General features: G+C 64.3%; 17 protein-coding genes. 11 read left to right on the plus strand and 6 right to left on the minus strand.

Annotation, left to right across the window (positions count from 1 at the left end):
• Positions 1-202 precede the first annotated feature (202 nt).
• Positions 203-616 (minus strand): winged helix-turn-helix transcriptional regulator, encoded by a 414-nt coding sequence (locus QTH90_RS03615; protein ID WP_286663149.1) that lies wholly within the window; start codon positions 614-616, stop codon positions 203-205.
• 83 nt (positions 617-699) lie between these two features.
• On the opposite strand from QTH90_RS03615, the gene QTH90_RS03620 reads away from it, so the two are divergent.
• Positions 700-1,122 (plus strand): GFA family protein, encoded by a 423-nt coding sequence (locus tag QTH90_RS03620; RefSeq protein ID WP_286663150.1) that lies wholly within the window; start codon positions 700-702, stop codon positions 1,120-1,122.
• A 123-nt stretch (positions 1,123-1,245) separates the two neighbouring features.
• On the opposite strand, the gene QTH90_RS03625 is transcribed toward QTH90_RS03620, so the two are convergent.
• A complete protein-coding gene (locus tag QTH90_RS03625) occupies positions 1,246-2,082 on the minus strand; it encodes an IclR family transcriptional regulator (RefSeq protein ID WP_286663151.1) in 837 nt (278 codons plus the stop codon).
• A gap of 124 nt (positions 2,083-2,206) precedes the next feature.
• Here QTH90_RS03625 and QTH90_RS03630 point away from each other — a divergent pair, with 124 nt between their 5' ends.
• The 4 genes from QTH90_RS03630 to QTH90_RS03645 are packed head-to-tail and all read left to right on the plus strand — an operon-like array spanning position 2,207 to position 6,456.
• Positions 2,207-2,980, plus strand: coding sequence for an enoyl-CoA hydratase/isomerase family protein (locus QTH90_RS03630; RefSeq protein WP_286664456.1), 774 nt, complete (start codon positions 2,207-2,209; stop codon positions 2,978-2,980).
• A 39-nt stretch (positions 2,981-3,019) separates the two neighbouring features.
• Positions 3,020-4,237 (plus strand): CaiB/BaiF CoA transferase family protein, encoded by a 1,218-nt coding sequence (locus QTH90_RS03635; RefSeq protein WP_286663152.1) that lies wholly within the window; start codon positions 3,020-3,022, stop codon positions 4,235-4,237.
• Between the two features lie 23 nt (positions 4,238-4,260).
• Positions 4,261-5,427: an acyl-CoA dehydrogenase family protein gene (locus QTH90_RS03640; RefSeq protein WP_286663153.1), complete on the plus strand. Its 1,167-nt coding sequence runs from the start codon at positions 4,261-4,263 to the stop codon at positions 5,425-5,427.
• Positions 5,428-5,457: 30 nt separating this feature from the next.
• Positions 5,458-6,456 (plus strand): Bug family tripartite tricarboxylate transporter substrate binding protein, encoded by a 999-nt coding sequence (locus QTH90_RS03645; RefSeq protein ID WP_286663154.1) that lies wholly within the window; start codon positions 5,458-5,460, stop codon positions 6,454-6,456.
• A gap of 2 nt (positions 6,457-6,458) precedes the next feature.
• Here QTH90_RS03645 and QTH90_RS03650 read toward each other — a convergent pair whose 3' ends face one another.
• Complete coding sequence (locus QTH90_RS03650) at positions 6,459-6,833, minus strand: DUF6632 domain-containing protein (protein WP_286663155.1); 375 nt, start codon at positions 6,831-6,833, stop codon at positions 6,459-6,461.
• Between the two features lie 181 nt (positions 6,834-7,014).
• Between QTH90_RS03650 and QTH90_RS03655 the strand changes: the two genes are divergently transcribed.
• The 6 genes from QTH90_RS03655 (at position 7,015) to QTH90_RS03680 (ending at position 13,925) form a co-directional block, all read left to right on the plus strand.
• On the plus strand, positions 7,015-8,049 hold the full coding sequence (locus QTH90_RS03655; protein WP_286663156.1) for a LacI family DNA-binding transcriptional regulator: 1,035 nt from the start codon (positions 7,015-7,017) through the stop codon (positions 8,047-8,049).
• A 32-nt stretch (positions 8,050-8,081) separates the two neighbouring features.
• Positions 8,082-9,683 carry an FAD-dependent oxidoreductase gene (locus QTH90_RS03660; RefSeq protein ID WP_286663157.1) on the plus strand — a complete coding sequence of 534 codons (1,602 nt, stop codon included), beginning with the start codon at positions 8,082-8,084 and terminating at the stop codon, positions 9,681-9,683.
• Positions 9,684-9,747: 64 nt separating this feature from the next.
• Entirely contained in the window at positions 9,748-11,016 is a 1,269-nt protein-coding gene (locus QTH90_RS03665) for an ABC transporter substrate-binding protein (protein WP_286663158.1), read from the plus strand.
• A 37-nt stretch (positions 11,017-11,053) separates the two neighbouring features.
• Positions 11,054-11,989: a carbohydrate ABC transporter permease gene (locus QTH90_RS03670; RefSeq protein ID WP_286663159.1), complete on the plus strand. Its 936-nt coding sequence runs from the start codon at positions 11,054-11,056 to the stop codon at positions 11,987-11,989.
• Positions 11,979-12,821, plus strand: a complete 843-nt coding sequence (locus tag QTH90_RS03675) for a carbohydrate ABC transporter permease (RefSeq protein ID WP_286663160.1) — start codon at positions 11,979-11,981, stop codon at positions 12,819-12,821. The genes QTH90_RS03670 and QTH90_RS03675 overlap by 11 nt, the downstream gene beginning before the upstream one ends.
• A 24-nt stretch (positions 12,822-12,845) precedes the next feature.
• Positions 12,846-13,925, plus strand: coding sequence for an ABC transporter ATP-binding protein (locus QTH90_RS03680; protein ID WP_286663161.1), 1,080 nt, complete (start codon positions 12,846-12,848; stop codon positions 13,923-13,925).
• A 40-nt stretch (positions 13,926-13,965) separates the two neighbouring features.
• On the opposite strand, the gene QTH90_RS03685 is transcribed toward QTH90_RS03680, so the two are convergent.
• The 3 genes from QTH90_RS03685 to QTH90_RS03695 all read right to left on the minus strand — a co-directional run bounded on the left by QTH90_RS03685 (position 13,966) and on the right by QTH90_RS03695 (position 15,756).
• Positions 13,966-14,136: a hypothetical protein gene (locus QTH90_RS03685; protein WP_286663162.1), complete on the minus strand. Its 171-nt coding sequence runs from the start codon at positions 14,134-14,136 to the stop codon at positions 13,966-13,968.
• 120 nt (positions 14,137-14,256) lie between these two features.
• Positions 14,257-14,898, minus strand: coding sequence for a hypothetical protein (locus QTH90_RS03690; protein WP_286663163.1), 642 nt, complete (start codon positions 14,896-14,898; stop codon positions 14,257-14,259).
• A 102-nt stretch (positions 14,899-15,000) separates the two neighbouring features.
• The gene (locus tag QTH90_RS03695; RefSeq protein ID WP_286663164.1) at positions 15,001-15,756 is read right to left on the minus strand and encodes a hypothetical protein; all 756 of its coding nucleotides are present in this window, start codon (positions 15,754-15,756) and stop codon (positions 15,001-15,003) included.
• Between the last annotated feature and the right edge of the window lie 23 nt (positions 15,757-15,779).

Raw genomic sequence — 15,779 nt, forward strand, 5'->3', positions numbered from 1 at the left:
CGCGAAGCAGGCGCCTCGAGAGGCCAGAAATCGTCGCGAACTCCGGTCGATCGCGGGGCTGATCGCCAGGCGATAACGGTTGGTGGCGTTAGTTTGCAGAGCCCATCAGACGGCTCAGTATGCGCGTTCTCGCGGCAAAAATCCCGTCGCTGGTTCCCGGGGCGAAGGTCGGATCGGAGTCTTCTTCGTCTATGAGATGGCATCAGGCGATGCCGTGTTCCACTCGAATCTGCCTTTCGAGCTGCTTCAGAAACTTGGCCCCTCCCTGCACGAGCTGCACGGCTTCGGGCCGACGCGTCTTGGGAAAATGCTTCTGGGTCCAGGCGCTCATTGCCACCAGCACCGGCAGTAGTTCCAGCCCCTTCTCGGTCAGGCTGTAGACGGCCTTCTGAGCGTGCGTGGGATCCCCGTTTTTCGTCACGATCCCACTCTCGAGCAGCGAGTTGAGCCGGTCCGCCAGCACGTTGCTGGAGATCGCCTCCTCGGACTGCAGGAACTCCCGGAAATGGCGCTTGCCCGCGAACATCAGGTCGCGGATGACAAGCAGTGTCCAGCGATCACCCAAGAGTTCCAGGCCGGTACTGATGGGGCATGTCGATCGGTCGTCGTGTCTCATTGAATCAATTTTATACCGCTTGCAATTTGCAAGCAGTTTCACCAGAATACCAATCTTGAATCGCAACCAGTCGAGGAGACCCGATGACCTACCAGCTATACCACGGCAGCTGCCACTGTCAGGCGGTGAAGTACGAAGCGGAGTTCGACATGGCCGCGGGGAGCAACCGCTGCAATTGCTCCCTTTGCAGCAAGGCGCGTGCGTGGTTTCTTTTCGTGCGAGGCGACAAGTTCAAGCTGCTCGCGGGCGACGACATGCTCAGCACCTATCAGTGGGTGCCGCCCGGCCGGACCGAGCCTGGTCTCACATACCGCTTCTGTTCGCGATGCGGCATCCGGCTCTACGCCACGGGCGAACTGGCGCAACTGGGCGGGCGCTTCTATGCAATTCATCTACCCACCGTGGACGATGTGGACAGGGAAGAGCTGGTGCGCGCGCCATTGAACTTCTTCGACAGCGCACATGACCGGCCCGATCGGTCACCGGCCGATACCCGGCTGATGTAGGAGACAGGACAAGGAATGGGGCTCGAAGGGGCCCCTCCTCTGCCATTCACCAGCGCCCGGTGCATGGCAGGTGTGCAGCAGAGCAGCTTTTCGCACCACCGAGTTGCCGCGTTCCGCATGCACCTACGAACGATGCCTTCTCTCCCAAGAAACCCGAATGTCATCCACGAGCTCGAGCAGCATGGGTGCGTAGCGTTGAACAAGCTCCTGCTGCTGCCCGGATGCCAGGTGAAAGCCGATGCTGACCGAGTACAGCGAGCGATCAGGCGCCACCAGCGGTGCGGCGATGGCCGTCAGGCCAGGCTGCCAGCTTGCGACGCAATAGCCGTCGCGAGCAATTCCTCGACCTGCCTCATCGATCTCGCGGCGGATTCGTGCCCAATGACTTGCATGCCTTGCGGCCAGCATCTTCATGACGATGTCGCGCTGGGCGGCACTCAAGCCGGCCAGATAGGCGCGCCCGCCGGCGGTCAGCTCCATCGGAAACCGTGAGCCTTGCTCCGCCCGACGAAATACGCCGCGACGACTTTCCCGCACGGACTCCAGGTAGACCATTTCTGATTGATCCGCGACGGCCAGGCCGACGTTGATCTTTTCGCCCTCCGCCACTTTCTTCATCAACGGCAAGGCGATGTCGATGACCGGGACGTCGTATCGAAACGCCTGGGCCAGGCTCATGACGGCAACGGTCAGCCGATAGCCACGGCTCTCGTGATCGTAGGCAAGGAAGCCGGCGTCGACCAACGACCGCGTAAGCCTGCTCACCGTGGGCCGCGGCAGGCCCGTGCGCTCGGCGAGTTCGGCATTGCCCAGCACTGGAACGCCGACTCGAAACGATCGAAGAAGCTGCAGCCCCCGCTCCAGGGATTGGCTTCCCGACGTCGAGCGCGTGAAGGTGCCGCTTTCCCTGGTCTGGGCTCTGGTCGATACGGCAGGAAGTTGTTTGGTGGAGCCGGCCAATGCGTTTCACAATTTCGCTTATCGAAATCGTACCCTATCGCAGCCGCGGGTGTTTGCCAATAATCCGCCCAAGAGCTGCACCTTCGGGAGGCAGGCCATGCGAACCAAACGGAGACAAGAACCAATGAGTGACATCCAAGACCTTCGCATCGTTCACGATGGCGCCGTTGCCCTCGTCGAGATGGATCGTCCGCCTCACAACTTCGTTGACGCCGATTTCATGCAGCGGCTTGCGGACGCCCTTGAGCGCCTGGATCAGGTCGACACCTGCCGAGCGGTCGTGCTGATGTCGGCCGGAAAGAACTTCTGCGCCGGCGCGGATTTCAGCGGCGCGGTCCGGTCCGAAGACTCCGTCAACCCGTCGGCGTTCTATGTTCATGCAATGCGGCTCTTCGGCACGTCGAAGCCGATCGTGGCCGCGGTGAATGGCGCAGCCGTGGGCGCGGGACTTGGGCTGACTCTGGCTGCGGACTTTCGCGTTGCCGGTCCCGGCACGCGATTCAGCGCGAACTTCAACAGGCTGGGCTTCCATCCCGGGTTCGGACTCACGCTGACACTTCCGCGTCTCATCGGCGAGCAGAAGGCATCACTGCTCTTCTACACCGGCCGTCGGATCGGTGGCGAAGAGGCGGCCAGGATTGGATTGGCCGATGAGGTGGCCGCCGATGATGCCGAGATTCGTACCCGAGCCATCGCGCTGGCGCAAGAGATCGCGGCTTCTGCGCCATTGGCTGTGGAGAGTACGCGTGCAGCGCTTCGAGCAGATCTTCAGAAGCGCGTTGCACAAGCCAACCAGCACGAGCTGTCGGTCCAACTCGGACAGTTTCGAACCGAAGACTTCAAGGAAGGCGTGGCAGCCATGGCGGAGCGCCGTCTCCCTGTCTTCCACCGCCGCTGAATCACGTAGCTGGATCCCGACCTTAACTTGATGAATTCGATGAACAACGCCAACACTGGCAAGACGCCCGCTGCAGGGCCGCTTGACGGCATTCGTGTACTTGACCTTACTTCGGTGGTGCTGGGGCCGCTCGCCACGCAGGTGCTCGCAGACTTCGGCGCCGATGTGATCAAGATCGAAGGTCCGGAGGGCGACCTGATGCGGGCCAACGGCGTGTCGCTCCATCCGGGAATGAGTTCGATCTTCCTCGCCCTCAATCGCAACAAGCGGTCCGTCGTGCTGGACCTGAAGGCAGAGGAAGGCGCGGCCGCGCTGCGCCACTTGCTCAAGACAGCCGATGTTCTGGTGCACAACATGCGCGTTGCGGCGATCGAACGCCTGGGCTTTGGCTATGAAGCGGTCAAGGCGATCAATCCTCGCATCGTCTACGTCGCTGCGACGGGCTTTCAGCAGAGTGGGCCGGATCGCGACAAGCCCGCCTTCGACGACATCATCCAGGCCGCGTGCGGACTTGCGAGCGTCGCGTCTGTCGGCCGCGATTCCCCGGGCTATGTGCCAAGCCTGATCGCTGACAAGACGACAGGTCTTGTGGTTTCGAATGCCGTCATGGCGGCACTTGTGCACCGGGAGCGCAAGGGTGACGGACAGTATGTCGAGGTGCCGATGCTCGAAACCATGGCTGCATTCACGCTGGCCGAGCACATGGGCGGGCTGACATTTCCAGGATCGACCGTGCAAGCCGGCTACGCCCGCCTGATGGGTGGCGGTAGGCAACCCGCCCGAACCAGCGACGGCTGGATCGGTCTCCTGCCCTACACACCAAAGCATTGGAGGGCGTTCTTCAGCGCAGCAGGTCACGAGGAGATCTGCAACCGGTACGACCTGTCGGATCGGCATCAGCTCAACAAGAACATCAAGTCGCTCTACCGACATCTTGGCGAGATCATGCCCTCGCGAAGCACCGATGAATGGCTGGCGCTGTGCGAGCAGCTCGACATTCCGGCAACAAGGATCTATTCGCTGGACGAACTTCCTCGGCATCCGCAATTGATGGCATCCGGGCTGTTCGAAGAGAGCACGCATCCCACCGAGGGGCCGATCAACGAGCTTCGTCCAACCACCCTTTTTCAAAGCACGCCGGCATTGATCCGGCGCCCGGCGCCGACCCTTGGCCAGCACACGAATGAGGTGCTGACGGAGGCCGGCTACGAGGCGCCAGACACGGGAATCCGCGCCGAGGCCATTTCATCCAACTAACCCAGGCAAAGAGACAGAGGCAAATGGATTTCGAGTTGAACGAAGAGCACAGGATGCTCAAGGACCTGGTCGCCCGCTTCGTGCGCGACGAGTTGATTCCACTGGAGCCCGCCGTGCTGGCGCGCGAGGCCGTGACCGGCGAGTGCAGCTTGCTGCCGCCGGAGCATGAACGACTGAGTGCGTTGTCTCGCGAGCTCGGCCTTTGGGGGCTCGATGCACCGGCGGAGATGGAGGGTTTCGATCTGCCGGTGACAGCGATGGTCGGCGTCAACGAGGAGCTCGGGAAGACCATCACGCCCTTCGAACTCCCTCCTGATTCTCCCAACTTGCGCATGCTCCTCAAGACGGCATCCGACGCCCAGCGCGCCACCTACCTGGCGCCCTATGCGCGCGGCGAGACGGTTTCGGCGATCGCCATTTCGGAGCCTGGCGCAGGGGCCGATCCATCGGCCATCAGCACTCGGGCCGTGCGCGACGGTGACGAATGGGTGCTCAACGGCCGCAAGATCTGGATCAGCCGCGCGGCTCGCGCGGACTGGACCATCGTGATGGCGGTCACCGACAAGTCCAAGGGCGCCCGCGGCGGCATCTCCGCATTCATCGTCGATCGCGACACGGCAGGCTTCAAGGTCGAGCGACGCATCCCGATGATTGGCGGTGTTTCGACGTACGAGGTGCTGCTGGAAGACTGTCGCATTCCATCGACGCAGCTGCTGGGTGAGGAGGGTTCCGGCTTCGGCCCCATGCAAGCCCGTCTTTCGAGTCGCCGCGTGCAGATGGCCGCATGGTGCATCGGCAGGGCGCAGCGCGCGCTGGACATGCTTTGCGAGTACGCCCCGCAACGGAAGACGTTCGGGTCGTCCCTTGCAGAGCGCCAGACCATTCAATGGTGGATCGCGGATGCGGCCACTCGAATCCATGCCTGCCGCCTGATGACATACGAGGCTGCGGCTCGCATCGATCGTGGCGAAGAGGCGCGCACGCAAGTCTCGATGATCAAGGTCTACGCAACCGAGATGGCGTGGGAGGTGATCGACCGAGTCATGCAGTCTTTCGGTGCGATGGGCATGACCAAGGAGATGCCGCTGCAACAAATGGCCAACGAAACCCGGCTGATGCGCATCTACGAAGGCCCGAGCGAGGTCCATCGCTGGGTCATCGCGCGCGACTTGCTTGGACTGAAACGCTGACCCCATACATCTACTTCAGGAGACAACAACATGATCGATCGCAGACTGAATCGCCGACAGATCTCGGCGCTTGCCCTTTCGGGCATTGCATCGCTGGGCCTTGGACTTCCGGCCGTGGGCAATGCGCAGGGCGATGCCTATCCCTCGCGCCCCATCAAGTTCGTCGTTCCATTCCCGCCCGGCAGCGGCACGGACACGACGGCGCGCATGTTCGCAAAGAAAATCGGCGAGCTGGCCGGCCAGCCGGTCACTGTAGAGAACAAGCCGGGCGGCAATGGCTTCATTGGCGTCCAGGCCGTACTGAACGCTCCTGCGGATGGCTACACGGTATTCATCGGAAGCAACTCGACCTTGTCGACCAACGCCGCGACTTTCAAGAAGCTGCCGTACGACCCGATCGCCGACTTCGCGCCGATTACATTGCTGTCGCGCGGGCCGTGCCTGATCGTCGTACCGCCGAATTCGCCGTACAAGACGTTGAACGATCTCATCGCCGCAGCGAAGAAGCAGCCTGGCGCGCTCAACTACGCGAGCGGCTCCGTCTCGTACACGCTGTACACGGAATGGCTGAACGAGCTGGCGAAAATCAAGACGACTGCGATCAACTACAAGGGTGCGGGCGACGCGATCAATGTGACGATGGCGGGCACGGTGGATTTCTCTGTCGTCGACGCAAGCGGTGCGATCGAGTTGGTCAAGGGCGGGCGCCTGCATGCGCTGGCGTACACGGCGCCGGAGCGTACGCCGCTTCTTCCCGATGTCCCGACGTCAGCCGAAGCTGGAATGCCGGGTTACCTGGCCTACAACTGGGTGGCGGCTGCCGTACCGACGAAGACGCCACCAGAAGCGGTGAAGCGTTTGAGCACGCTGTTTGAACAGGCCGGCGCCAGCGCCGAGGTCAAGGACTACTACTCGCGCCAATCCACGACCTTGTTGATGACGGGCGCCGCGGAGATGCGCAAGTACCAGATCGACGAGATCGCGCGATGGAAGCGCCTGGCGACTACCACGGGTCTCGAACTGCTCTGAGCTCAAGCCTTGCGCCTCGGCGCGAGCGCTGCGAGCAAGGCCGCGACAAATAGAAGTGCAGGCACATCTCCAAACAGGTGTCCGATCTGGCCCGGCTGCGTGATCGCCTGAATGGCCATGATCGCCCCGTGCACCACGCTCGACCAGACGGCGAACCAGATCAGGCTGACGTGCTCCTGTGGGTCGCGCGCGGCCCGAATGAGGAACACGCCGAGCGTGACGTAGATGCCGACGATCATCAACGAGTAGTCCGAGTGCCCCACGTGCCACGCCCAACCCGACGGCCAGACGATCATCAGCGGATACAACGAGAGGCACGCGAGCCCTGAGAGAACCAATACGACTCGCAGGGCGCCAATACGGTCTTGAAATTTCACGCTTGCTCCTCGGTGAGGCGATCGTCGATCAGGATTCAACGTCGGATTCCGAGCGCTGACAAGGCGACTTCCGAGGCCAAGACCGCCCTCGGGAAATCCCTCCCGTCCGCCCTCTCGCATTTCATTCGACTTTGCTGATAATGCGCATTACCAACCAGGTAATGCGTATCAGCAAATTTTCATGCCCACAGCCCGTCGCCTCACACAGCAAGATATCGCAAAGCTCGCAGGCGTGAGCCAGGCGACGGTGTCTCTGGTCCTGAACGGCGCCGAGCACGCACTCGCGCGCATCCCGCAGGAAACGCGGGAGCGGGTGCAGAAGATCATTCGCGACACGGGTTACGTGCCGGATCCCATCGCGCGACGCATGGCCAAAGGGGCGAACCGCATCCTGGGCGTTTTCACCTACGAGCCGGCTTTTCCGAACGCGCACGCCGACTTCTTCCTGCCCTTCCTGTTCGGGATCGAAGAGGAGGCGCAGGCGCGCGGCTACGACCTCTTGCTGTTGACTGGCGCTGGTGAAGGCGCGCGACGCAAGATATTCGCCGCAGAAAGCCGGCTGCGCATCGCCGATGGCTGCATCGTGCTCGGCAAGACCTTCGACCGGACGGAACTCGCGCGTCTGGTGGCGGGCGACTACCCCTTCGTCGCCATCGGCCGACGCGAGGATGCCGGTGGGCCCGTGCCCTTCGTCGGCGGCGACTACGCGACGGCCACGAGCGCACTGGTGCAACAGGCGCGTGCATTGGGCCATCGGCGCCTGGCCTATCTCGGGTCGATCGGCCCTGCGGAATCGCCGCAGGATCGCTGGATGGGCTTCAAGGCCGCGATCGGCACCGACCTGGAACTGGTCCTGCAGTTGCCGGAAACGCCAGCCGACGATGGCGAGTTGCTCGATGCGCTCCTTGCCAGTGGCGCGACCGTGGCTTTCTGTGTGGAACTGGCGGACGCGGTGCGCCTCGAGCGCACGGCCAAGGCGCGCGGACTGGGACTGCCGGCCGATTTCTCTGTGGTGGCTCTCGGCTCGCATATCCGCACGGAAGGCAGCGGCACGCGCTTTGCCTCGTTCGCCATTCCGCGCGAGGAGATGGGCCGCCAGGCCACGGCCATGCTCGTGCACCGTGTCGAAGGCGGCTTGGCGCAAGCGGTGCAGCAGGTGCTGCTGCCCTGCGAACCGATCCGCGGCGAAACCCTCGGCCCCGCCAAGCCGCACTGAATCCATTCACTGGAACGACAAGCATGCGAGAAATGAAGACGGACATTCTGGTGGTCGGCGGCGGCCTGGGTGGCGTGGCCGCGGCGCTCGGTGCGCTGGAGGCCGGGCGGAGCGTCGTGATGAGCGAGGAGTACGACTGGATCGGCGGCCAGCTCACGAGCCAGGCGGTGCCGCCCGACGAGCACAGCTGGGTCGAGCAGTTCGGCGTCACGCGCCGCTATCGCGCGTTGCGCAATGGCATTCGTCGCTACTACCGGGACCACTACCCGCTCACGGCGGCCAGCCGCGCATGGGACGAGCTGAATCCCGGCGCGGGCTGGGTCAGCCGCATCTGCGCAGAGCCACGCGTCGGCTTGGCGGTGCTCGAAGCCATGCTCGCGCCCTATCGCGGCGCCGGCCGCCTGACGATGCTGCAACCCTATCGCCCCGTCGCGGCGGATGCGCAGGGCGACACGGTGCGCGCGGTGACGCTCCGCCACCGCGACACCGGGGAAGAGATCACGGTCGCGGCGGCCTTCGTGATCGACGCGACCGAACTGGGCGACCTGCTCCCGCTGACCGGCTGCGACTACGTGACCGGTTTCGAAAGCCAGGCGGATACGGGCGAGCCGAGCGCTCCGGCTGCTGCCCAGCCACACAACGTCCAGGCGGTATCGATCTGCTTCGCGATCGATCACGTCGAGGGCGACCACACCATCGACAAGCCGCGCAACTACGACTTCTGGCGCGCCTACCAGCCACACTTCTGGGGCGGGCCGCTGCTGGGTTTCAAGGCGCCGCATCCGCGCACGCTCGAGATCACCGAGCGTTCCTTCACGCCCAATCCCGACGACGATCCCTTGCTGGTCGACGCCGACCAACGCAAGAGCGGCGGCGACCAGAACCTGTGGACCTTCAGGCGCATCGCAGCGCGGCGCAACTTCGCGCCCGGGGCCTACGCCTCGGACATCTGCCTCGTGAACTGGCCCATGATCGACTACCTGGAAGGCTCGATCCTCGACGTGTCCGAGGCCGAGAAGGCGCGCCATCTGCAGTCTGCGGCGGAGCTGTCGCGCTCGGTTTTCTACTGGCTGCAAACCGAGGCGCCGCGCGCCGATGGCGGAGCAGGCTTTCCGGGACTGCGGCTGCGCGGCGACGTCACGGGCACGGCACATGGCCTGGCCATGGCACCCTACATCCGCGAAGGGCGCCGAATCCTGGGCGTGACGCGCATCCTCGAGCAGCACCTGTCGCATGCGGTGCGAGGCGAACAGGGCGCCGTGCGCTACCGCGACAGCGTGGGGGTGGGCATGTACCGCATCGACCTGCACCCGTCCACGGGCGGCGACAACTACATCGACGTGCCGTCCTGTCCGTTCGAGATTCCGCTCGGCGCCCTGCTCCCGCGCCGCCTGACGAACCTGCTGGCCGGTGGCAAGAACATCGCCACCACGCACATCACCAACGGCTGCTACCGGCTGCACCCCGTGGAATGGAACGTGGGCGAAGTCGCCGGGATGCTGGCCGCGCATTGTCTCGACCGCCACACCACGCCGCACCAGGTGCAGACGGACGACGCGCAACTCGCCACCTTCCAGGCGTTGCTGGCGCGCGCGGGCGTCGAGACGCGCTGGCCCGATGTGCGCGCCTATTGAGACACGAGACACGAGACACCGAGCCGCCCGACAGCTTCGCAGACAAGACCGAGGAGACCCCACCATGTTCCAACGCAAGAAGTCCGTCACGATCCGCACGATTGCAGGCGGCCTGGCCCTGTCGCTCGCCCTCGCGGCCGGCGCATCGGCAGAGACCAAGCTGCGCATGACCATCTGGAGCGCCAACGAAGCGCACCTGAAGCTCTTCAACGGCATCGCCGACGGCTTCAAGAAGGAACATCCCGACGTCACGGTGACTTTCGAGTCGCTGCCTTTCGAGAATTACACGACCGCGCTGACCACTCAGATCGCCGGCGGCAACGCGCCCGACATGGCCTGGATCTTCGAGACCAGCGCCTACGATTTCGTCAACTCGGGCGCACTCGTGCCGCTCACCAAGGCGCTCGCCGCCACGCCGGGCTACAACATGGGCGAGATCACCCCGTCTGCCACCGAGCGCTGGTCCAAGGACGGCGTGCTCTACGCCTATCCCTTCTCGACCTCGCCCTTCGCGATGTTCGTCAACAACGACCTCATCCGGAAGGCCGGCGCCAAGACCCCGGCGGAACTCATTGGCGCCGGCCAATGGACCTGGCCCAATGCCATCGCGACCGCGCAGGCCGTGGCGCAGGGCGGCAAGGGCGGCCTCGTGGTGCGCGACTTCAACTACCAGGCCTGGCAGTACCTGTCATCGGTCTGGAACGCCTGGGGTGCTGCCCCGTGGAGCGCCGACGGCAAGCGCTGCACATTCGCCGACAAGCCAATGGTCGATGCGCTCGGTTTCATCCACGACGCGATCTTCGTGAAGAAGGCGATCCCCGGACCGGGCCAGAACGTCGACTTCTTTGCGGGCGATGCCGCCATGACGATCACGCAGATCAGCCGAGCCTCCCTGCTGCCCAAGGACAAGCGCTTCGATTGGGACCTGGTGCCGCTGCCCCAAGGCCCGGCCGGTGACTACGCGATCGTCGGCCAGGCCGGCATCGGCGTGCTGAAGGCGGGCAAGGACGCTGCCATGGCGACGGCATTCGTCGGCTACATGACCAATCCGGAGAACTCCGCCAAGCTCGCGCAGTTCTTCCCCTCGGCACGCAAGTCGATGCTCAATGCCGAAGTGCTCAGCAAGACCAACGCCCTGCTCTCGCCTGCACAACTCGACAAGGTCGTGGTCTCGGGCATCGCGACCGGCAAGGTGATGCCGGCGCACACGGACTTCGCGCGCCTGCAGCAGATGGTGCGCTCGGGCCTCGACGCGGTGTGGCAACCGAAGGCCGACATCCCCGCGGCAACGCGCGCGATCTGCGCCCAGATCGGCCCGCTGCTTGCGCAATAGCGCCCACGGCCAAGCGCTCAGCGCCAGCAGCCGCGTCATGGCCCGCCCACCTGAGGTCGCGCCCGAGTTGCCGCCGGCCACGCCGCGTCCGTTCTGGACCATCGCGCGGCGCGACACAGTGGCCGGCCTGCTGTTTGCTGCTCCGCAGTTGGCGGGCACGCTCGCGTTCGTGCTGGTGCCGTTGATGCTGGTGTTCTGGTACTCCATGCACGAATGGAACGTGCTGGCCAACACCTTCAACTACACGGGCGCCCAAAACTACGAGCAGTTGCTGAGCGACGCCAGCCTCCCCGGCGTGCTGCTCGCCTCGGCGCTGTTCTCCGGCGGGCTGGTGGTCCTGAACATGAGCCTGGCCCTGCTCCTGGCCGTGCTGCTGAACCAGAAGCTTGCGGGCATCACGATGTTCCGGACGCTGTTCTTCTCGCCGGTGGTGGTTTCGCTGGTTGCCTGGACCATCGTCTGGGGTTTCCTGCTGCAGCACAACGGCGGCATCAACGGAATGCTCGCGCTGCTCGGCATCGAAGGGCCGAACTGGCTGCGCACACCCACCACCGCGATGCTTTCGGTGATCGTGGTGCAGGTGTTCAAGAACGTGGGACTCAACATGGTGCTCTTCCTGGCCGCGCTGCAGGGCGTGCCGCGCGAGCTCTACGAGGCCGCTCGCATCGATGGCGCACCACGCTTCAAGCAGTTCCGCCGCATCACGCTGCCGCTCATCAGCCCCACGATCCTGCTGGCCTCCATCATCACGATCGTCGGATCGCTGCAGGTTTTTGCGCAGATTGCGGTGCTGACTCAGGGCGGCCCTGGGGTGTCGACCACGGTGCTGGTGTACTACCTGTACCAGCAGACTTTCCAGTTCCACCGCTTCGGCTACGGCTCGACGCTGGCGATCATGCTGTTCGCGATCGTGGCGCTCCTGACTCTTGCCCAGTGGCAGATGCGCCGGAAGTTCGTCTTCTATGAACAGTGAGATTTCCGCCCCCGTGAAGGTCGCCCTGTACGGGCTGCTGTGCGTGCTGCTCATCCCCTTCGTGTTCCCGACCTGGTGGATGGTGACCTCGTCGCTCAAGCCGATCAGCGACATCTTCGTGTTTCCGCCGCAGCTCTTTCCGGCGCATCCGGATTGGAGCACCTACAAGCAGGTGTTCACGATCCAGCCATTCGCGCAGCAGTACTGGAACTCGGCCTGGATCGCGGCAGTGGTGACGACCGGCACGCTCGCCGTCTCGTCGATGGCCGGCTATGCCTTTGCCCGCATCCGCTTTCCCGGCGCCAATGCCTTGTTCATCGTCGTGCTGACCGGGCTGCTGATCCCCTCCGAGGTGACCATCGTGCCGCTGTTCCGGATCTTCCTGAAGCTCGGCTGGGTCAATACGCACTGGCCGCTTGTTCTGATTCCGGTCTTCGGCGCGCCCAGCGTTTTCGCCACCTTCCTCATGCGTCAGTTCTTCATCGCGCTGCCTCAGGAGCTGGAAGAAGCGGCGCGGGTCGATGGTCTTGGACGCTTCAGGATCTTCCGAACCATCGCGCTGCCGCTGGCGCGGCCCGCCCTCGCGTCGGTGGCGATCTTCACCTTCCTTCACAGCTGGAACTTGTACCTGGAGCCGATCGTGTTCCTGTCGACGCCGTCCAAGTTCACGCTGCCGCAGGCCCTCACGCAATACACCGATGCCTACGGCGGACCGATGTGGAACATCCAGCTCGCCGCGGCCACGCTCACGGCGCTGCCGGTGCTGATCGTCTTCGTGCTGGCGCAAAAGCAGTTTGTCGAAGGCCTGGCCCACACGGGGCTCAAAGGCTGAGCCCCCACTCCTCCCACCCCGTCCATGGCAGAAGTCCTTCTTTCCCGAGTCCAGAAACGCTTTGGCGCCGTGCAGGTCATCCACGGGCTGGACCTGCACATCCACGACGGCGAGTTCGTTGCGCTCGTGGGACCCTCGGGCTGCGGCAAGTCGACGTTGCTACGCATGATCGCCGGGCTGGAGGCCGTCACGCTCGGGCGCATCCACATCGGCGGGCGCGACGTGACCGACCTGGATCCGAAGGACCGCGACATCGCGATGGTGTTCCAGAACTACGCGCTCTATCCGCACATGACGGTAGCGGCCAACATGGGCTTCTCGCTGGAGCACCGGGGCAGGCCGCGCTCGGAGATCGCCGAGCGCGTCCGCTGGGCGGCCGACATCCTCGGGCTGGCGCAATTGCTCGACCGCTATCCGCGCCAGCTTTCCGGCGGCCAGCGCCAGCGCGTCGCCATGGGGCGCGCCATCGTGCGCGATCCGCAGGTGTTCCTGTTCGACGAGCCACTGTCCAATCTCGATGCGAAGCTGCGCATCGTCATGCGCGGCGAGATCAAGGGCCTGCACCAGCGGCTGAAAACCACAACCGTCTACGTCACGCACGACCAGGTCGAAGCCATGACCATGGCCGACCGAATCGTGGTCCTCAACGCAGGTCGGGTCGAGCAGGTTGGCTCACCGCTCGAACTCTTCGACCGGCCTGCGAACCAATTCGTGGCCGGCTTCATCGGATCGCCAGCGATGAATTTCATCCCCGGTCGCTGTATGTCCGAGGGCTTCGCGGCCGCCGGCGCCCTGTTGCCGCTATCGCCAACTGCGCCCTTCGTTCACGAAGGACGCGAGGCCATCTGCGGCATCCGGCCCGAGCACTTCGAGATCTGCATGTCTGGGGAAGGTGCGGCAGCACAGGTGCTGTTGGTCGAACCGCTCGGGTCCGAGACCCAACTCAGCCTGCGCCTGGGCGAGACGCAGGTGATTGCCCTGTTCCACGACCGCCTGGCCGTGGCGCCGGGAGATATGCTGCACCTGAGGCCGAAGGCGGGCGCGGTGCACCTCTTCGACGCTGCAAGCGGCATACGCATGTGCGCGGACGCCCAATCACCGTGAGTCGCGGAAATTCAGGCGCAGCGCTTCCGGTTGCGCAGACTCAATAGCGGTAAGGATTGTCGGGACGCCGGTCGTAGCGGTTGGGCACGCCGTCGCGGTCGCGGTCCATGTAGGCGCCGCCACGCGGCGGCGGCGGACGGTAGTTGTCGTAGGGCGCGACGATGCAGCCCGACAGGGTCAACGCGGCGAGAACAAGTGCGAGGCTTTTCATCAGGGGTCTCCTTGGGTTGGAGATCCCATCGTCAAGTGCGCCGGTGTCGGTCCCGTGTCGTCGACACGCAGAAGCGTGAAGCTGCGTTACCGGATGTGCGCCTTGGCCTTCGCAAAAATCTCAAAGCAGACCCGCGCCTTGTGCCGCGTCCAGCACGTTGCGTGTCAGTTCCCGAAACTGCGCACCGAGGTCGGGCGATGGCGAGGCAACGAACGTCGTGGTCCACACCATTCGACCGTTGCTGACATCCATGACCCGCCCGTTGGCGGAGAACCCGGTGTTCCCCCACCCGCCCCCGACCGGAGCGCTCAGACCAATGCCGGCGCCACTGTTGCGTCCAAAGCTGAAGCCGCCGACACCAACGGAGAGGCCCGAACCCATGGAAGTCGTTGCGGGCGTCAGCGTCAGGACGAATACGGTCTTTGCACCGGCGGCGGTGGCACTACCTGCCAGTTGACCCTCCAATTCCCGACCACTCGGCGATGTCGCTCCCATCGGCGCCGCCACGGCATTGACGCCTCTTCCCTCCAGCGCTCGCGCCAGATCGTCTTGGCATTGCGCGCGGGTCGAGAGGTCGAAGGTGTCGCACGCGACGAGAACTTTTCCTCCTCGCAGAATGCCGGAGTTCTGACCGATCGTCGGATCGATCCACTCGCCCCAACGTTGCGGCGGAGATGCGGCACAGCCGGCAAGAACGAGTGTCGCGAGTGCAATTCGAAAGACGCGAGTTTTCATGACGCCACCCCGAAGTTCGGATTCCATGGTGACAAGGTTCGACCACTGTTGCCAGAGCCGGGGAAGGAAGAACTGTCGATTTGGGTAGGAAAACGCCGCGATGTTTCCGATGATGCGTTTGGAAGCGGCTCACGAGCGAGGTTCTGAGCCCGCGCCCGCAGGGTGGTCCGGGCCGTCTGCCGAATCCAGCGCATTTCCGCGATGCGTTCCCGTGCCCTCGCCTCCCGCTTGTGCGCCGACCGCGCGCCCGCCGCCTGCAACTCCGCTGCGGTCATTACGAGCGCCGCGTGCCGAGGTCCCGCTCGCCCTCACCGGGCCTTGCTTGGGGACTTCAAGGTGCGCAGGAATGGGGTCGAGATCCAGCACGTCGCGAATGAAAGTCCGCAATGACACGACCAGTTCGGCCGTTTCGACGGCGCGGCCCGCCACCATGTCGTTGGCTGCCCGAACGGCCAGGCGCACCTGTTCTTCCGTCCCGAGAAGAATGATGTCCGAGAGCGCCGCTTCCACGGCATCCCTGATGCGTCGGCGCCGGTCCGAACCGGCGGCACCGGGTCGCAAATCGATCTCCGCTGCCATCTCGGCCTCATCGGCCGCAGCCCTGTCGTCGGCCCTCGGCCCTTGTGCGGACTCCCTCATCCGAAGGTCGCGCAGATGGCTCGGGTCGACCGCCAGGTCGCCGGTGAATGAGCTACCCAGCGTCTTGTATGCCGCGATGAGCGTCTTCAATCGTTCGTTGATTTGCCGGTTCTGGCGTTCCCGTCGCTGCTGCACGCCATGCATGATCAGCAGCCGGACGCCGACGGCCACAAGCGAAACCAGGACGAGCCCGACCAGCGTCGAGACGACACCTTGCCATGAGCTGAAGTCGATGAAATTTCGCACGAGAGAAGCAAGTGGGACTTGAG

This window comes from Variovorax flavidus, assembly GCF_030317145.1.
GTDB classification, from domain to species: domain Bacteria; phylum Pseudomonadota; class Gammaproteobacteria; order Burkholderiales; family Burkholderiaceae_C; genus Variovorax; species Variovorax flavidus.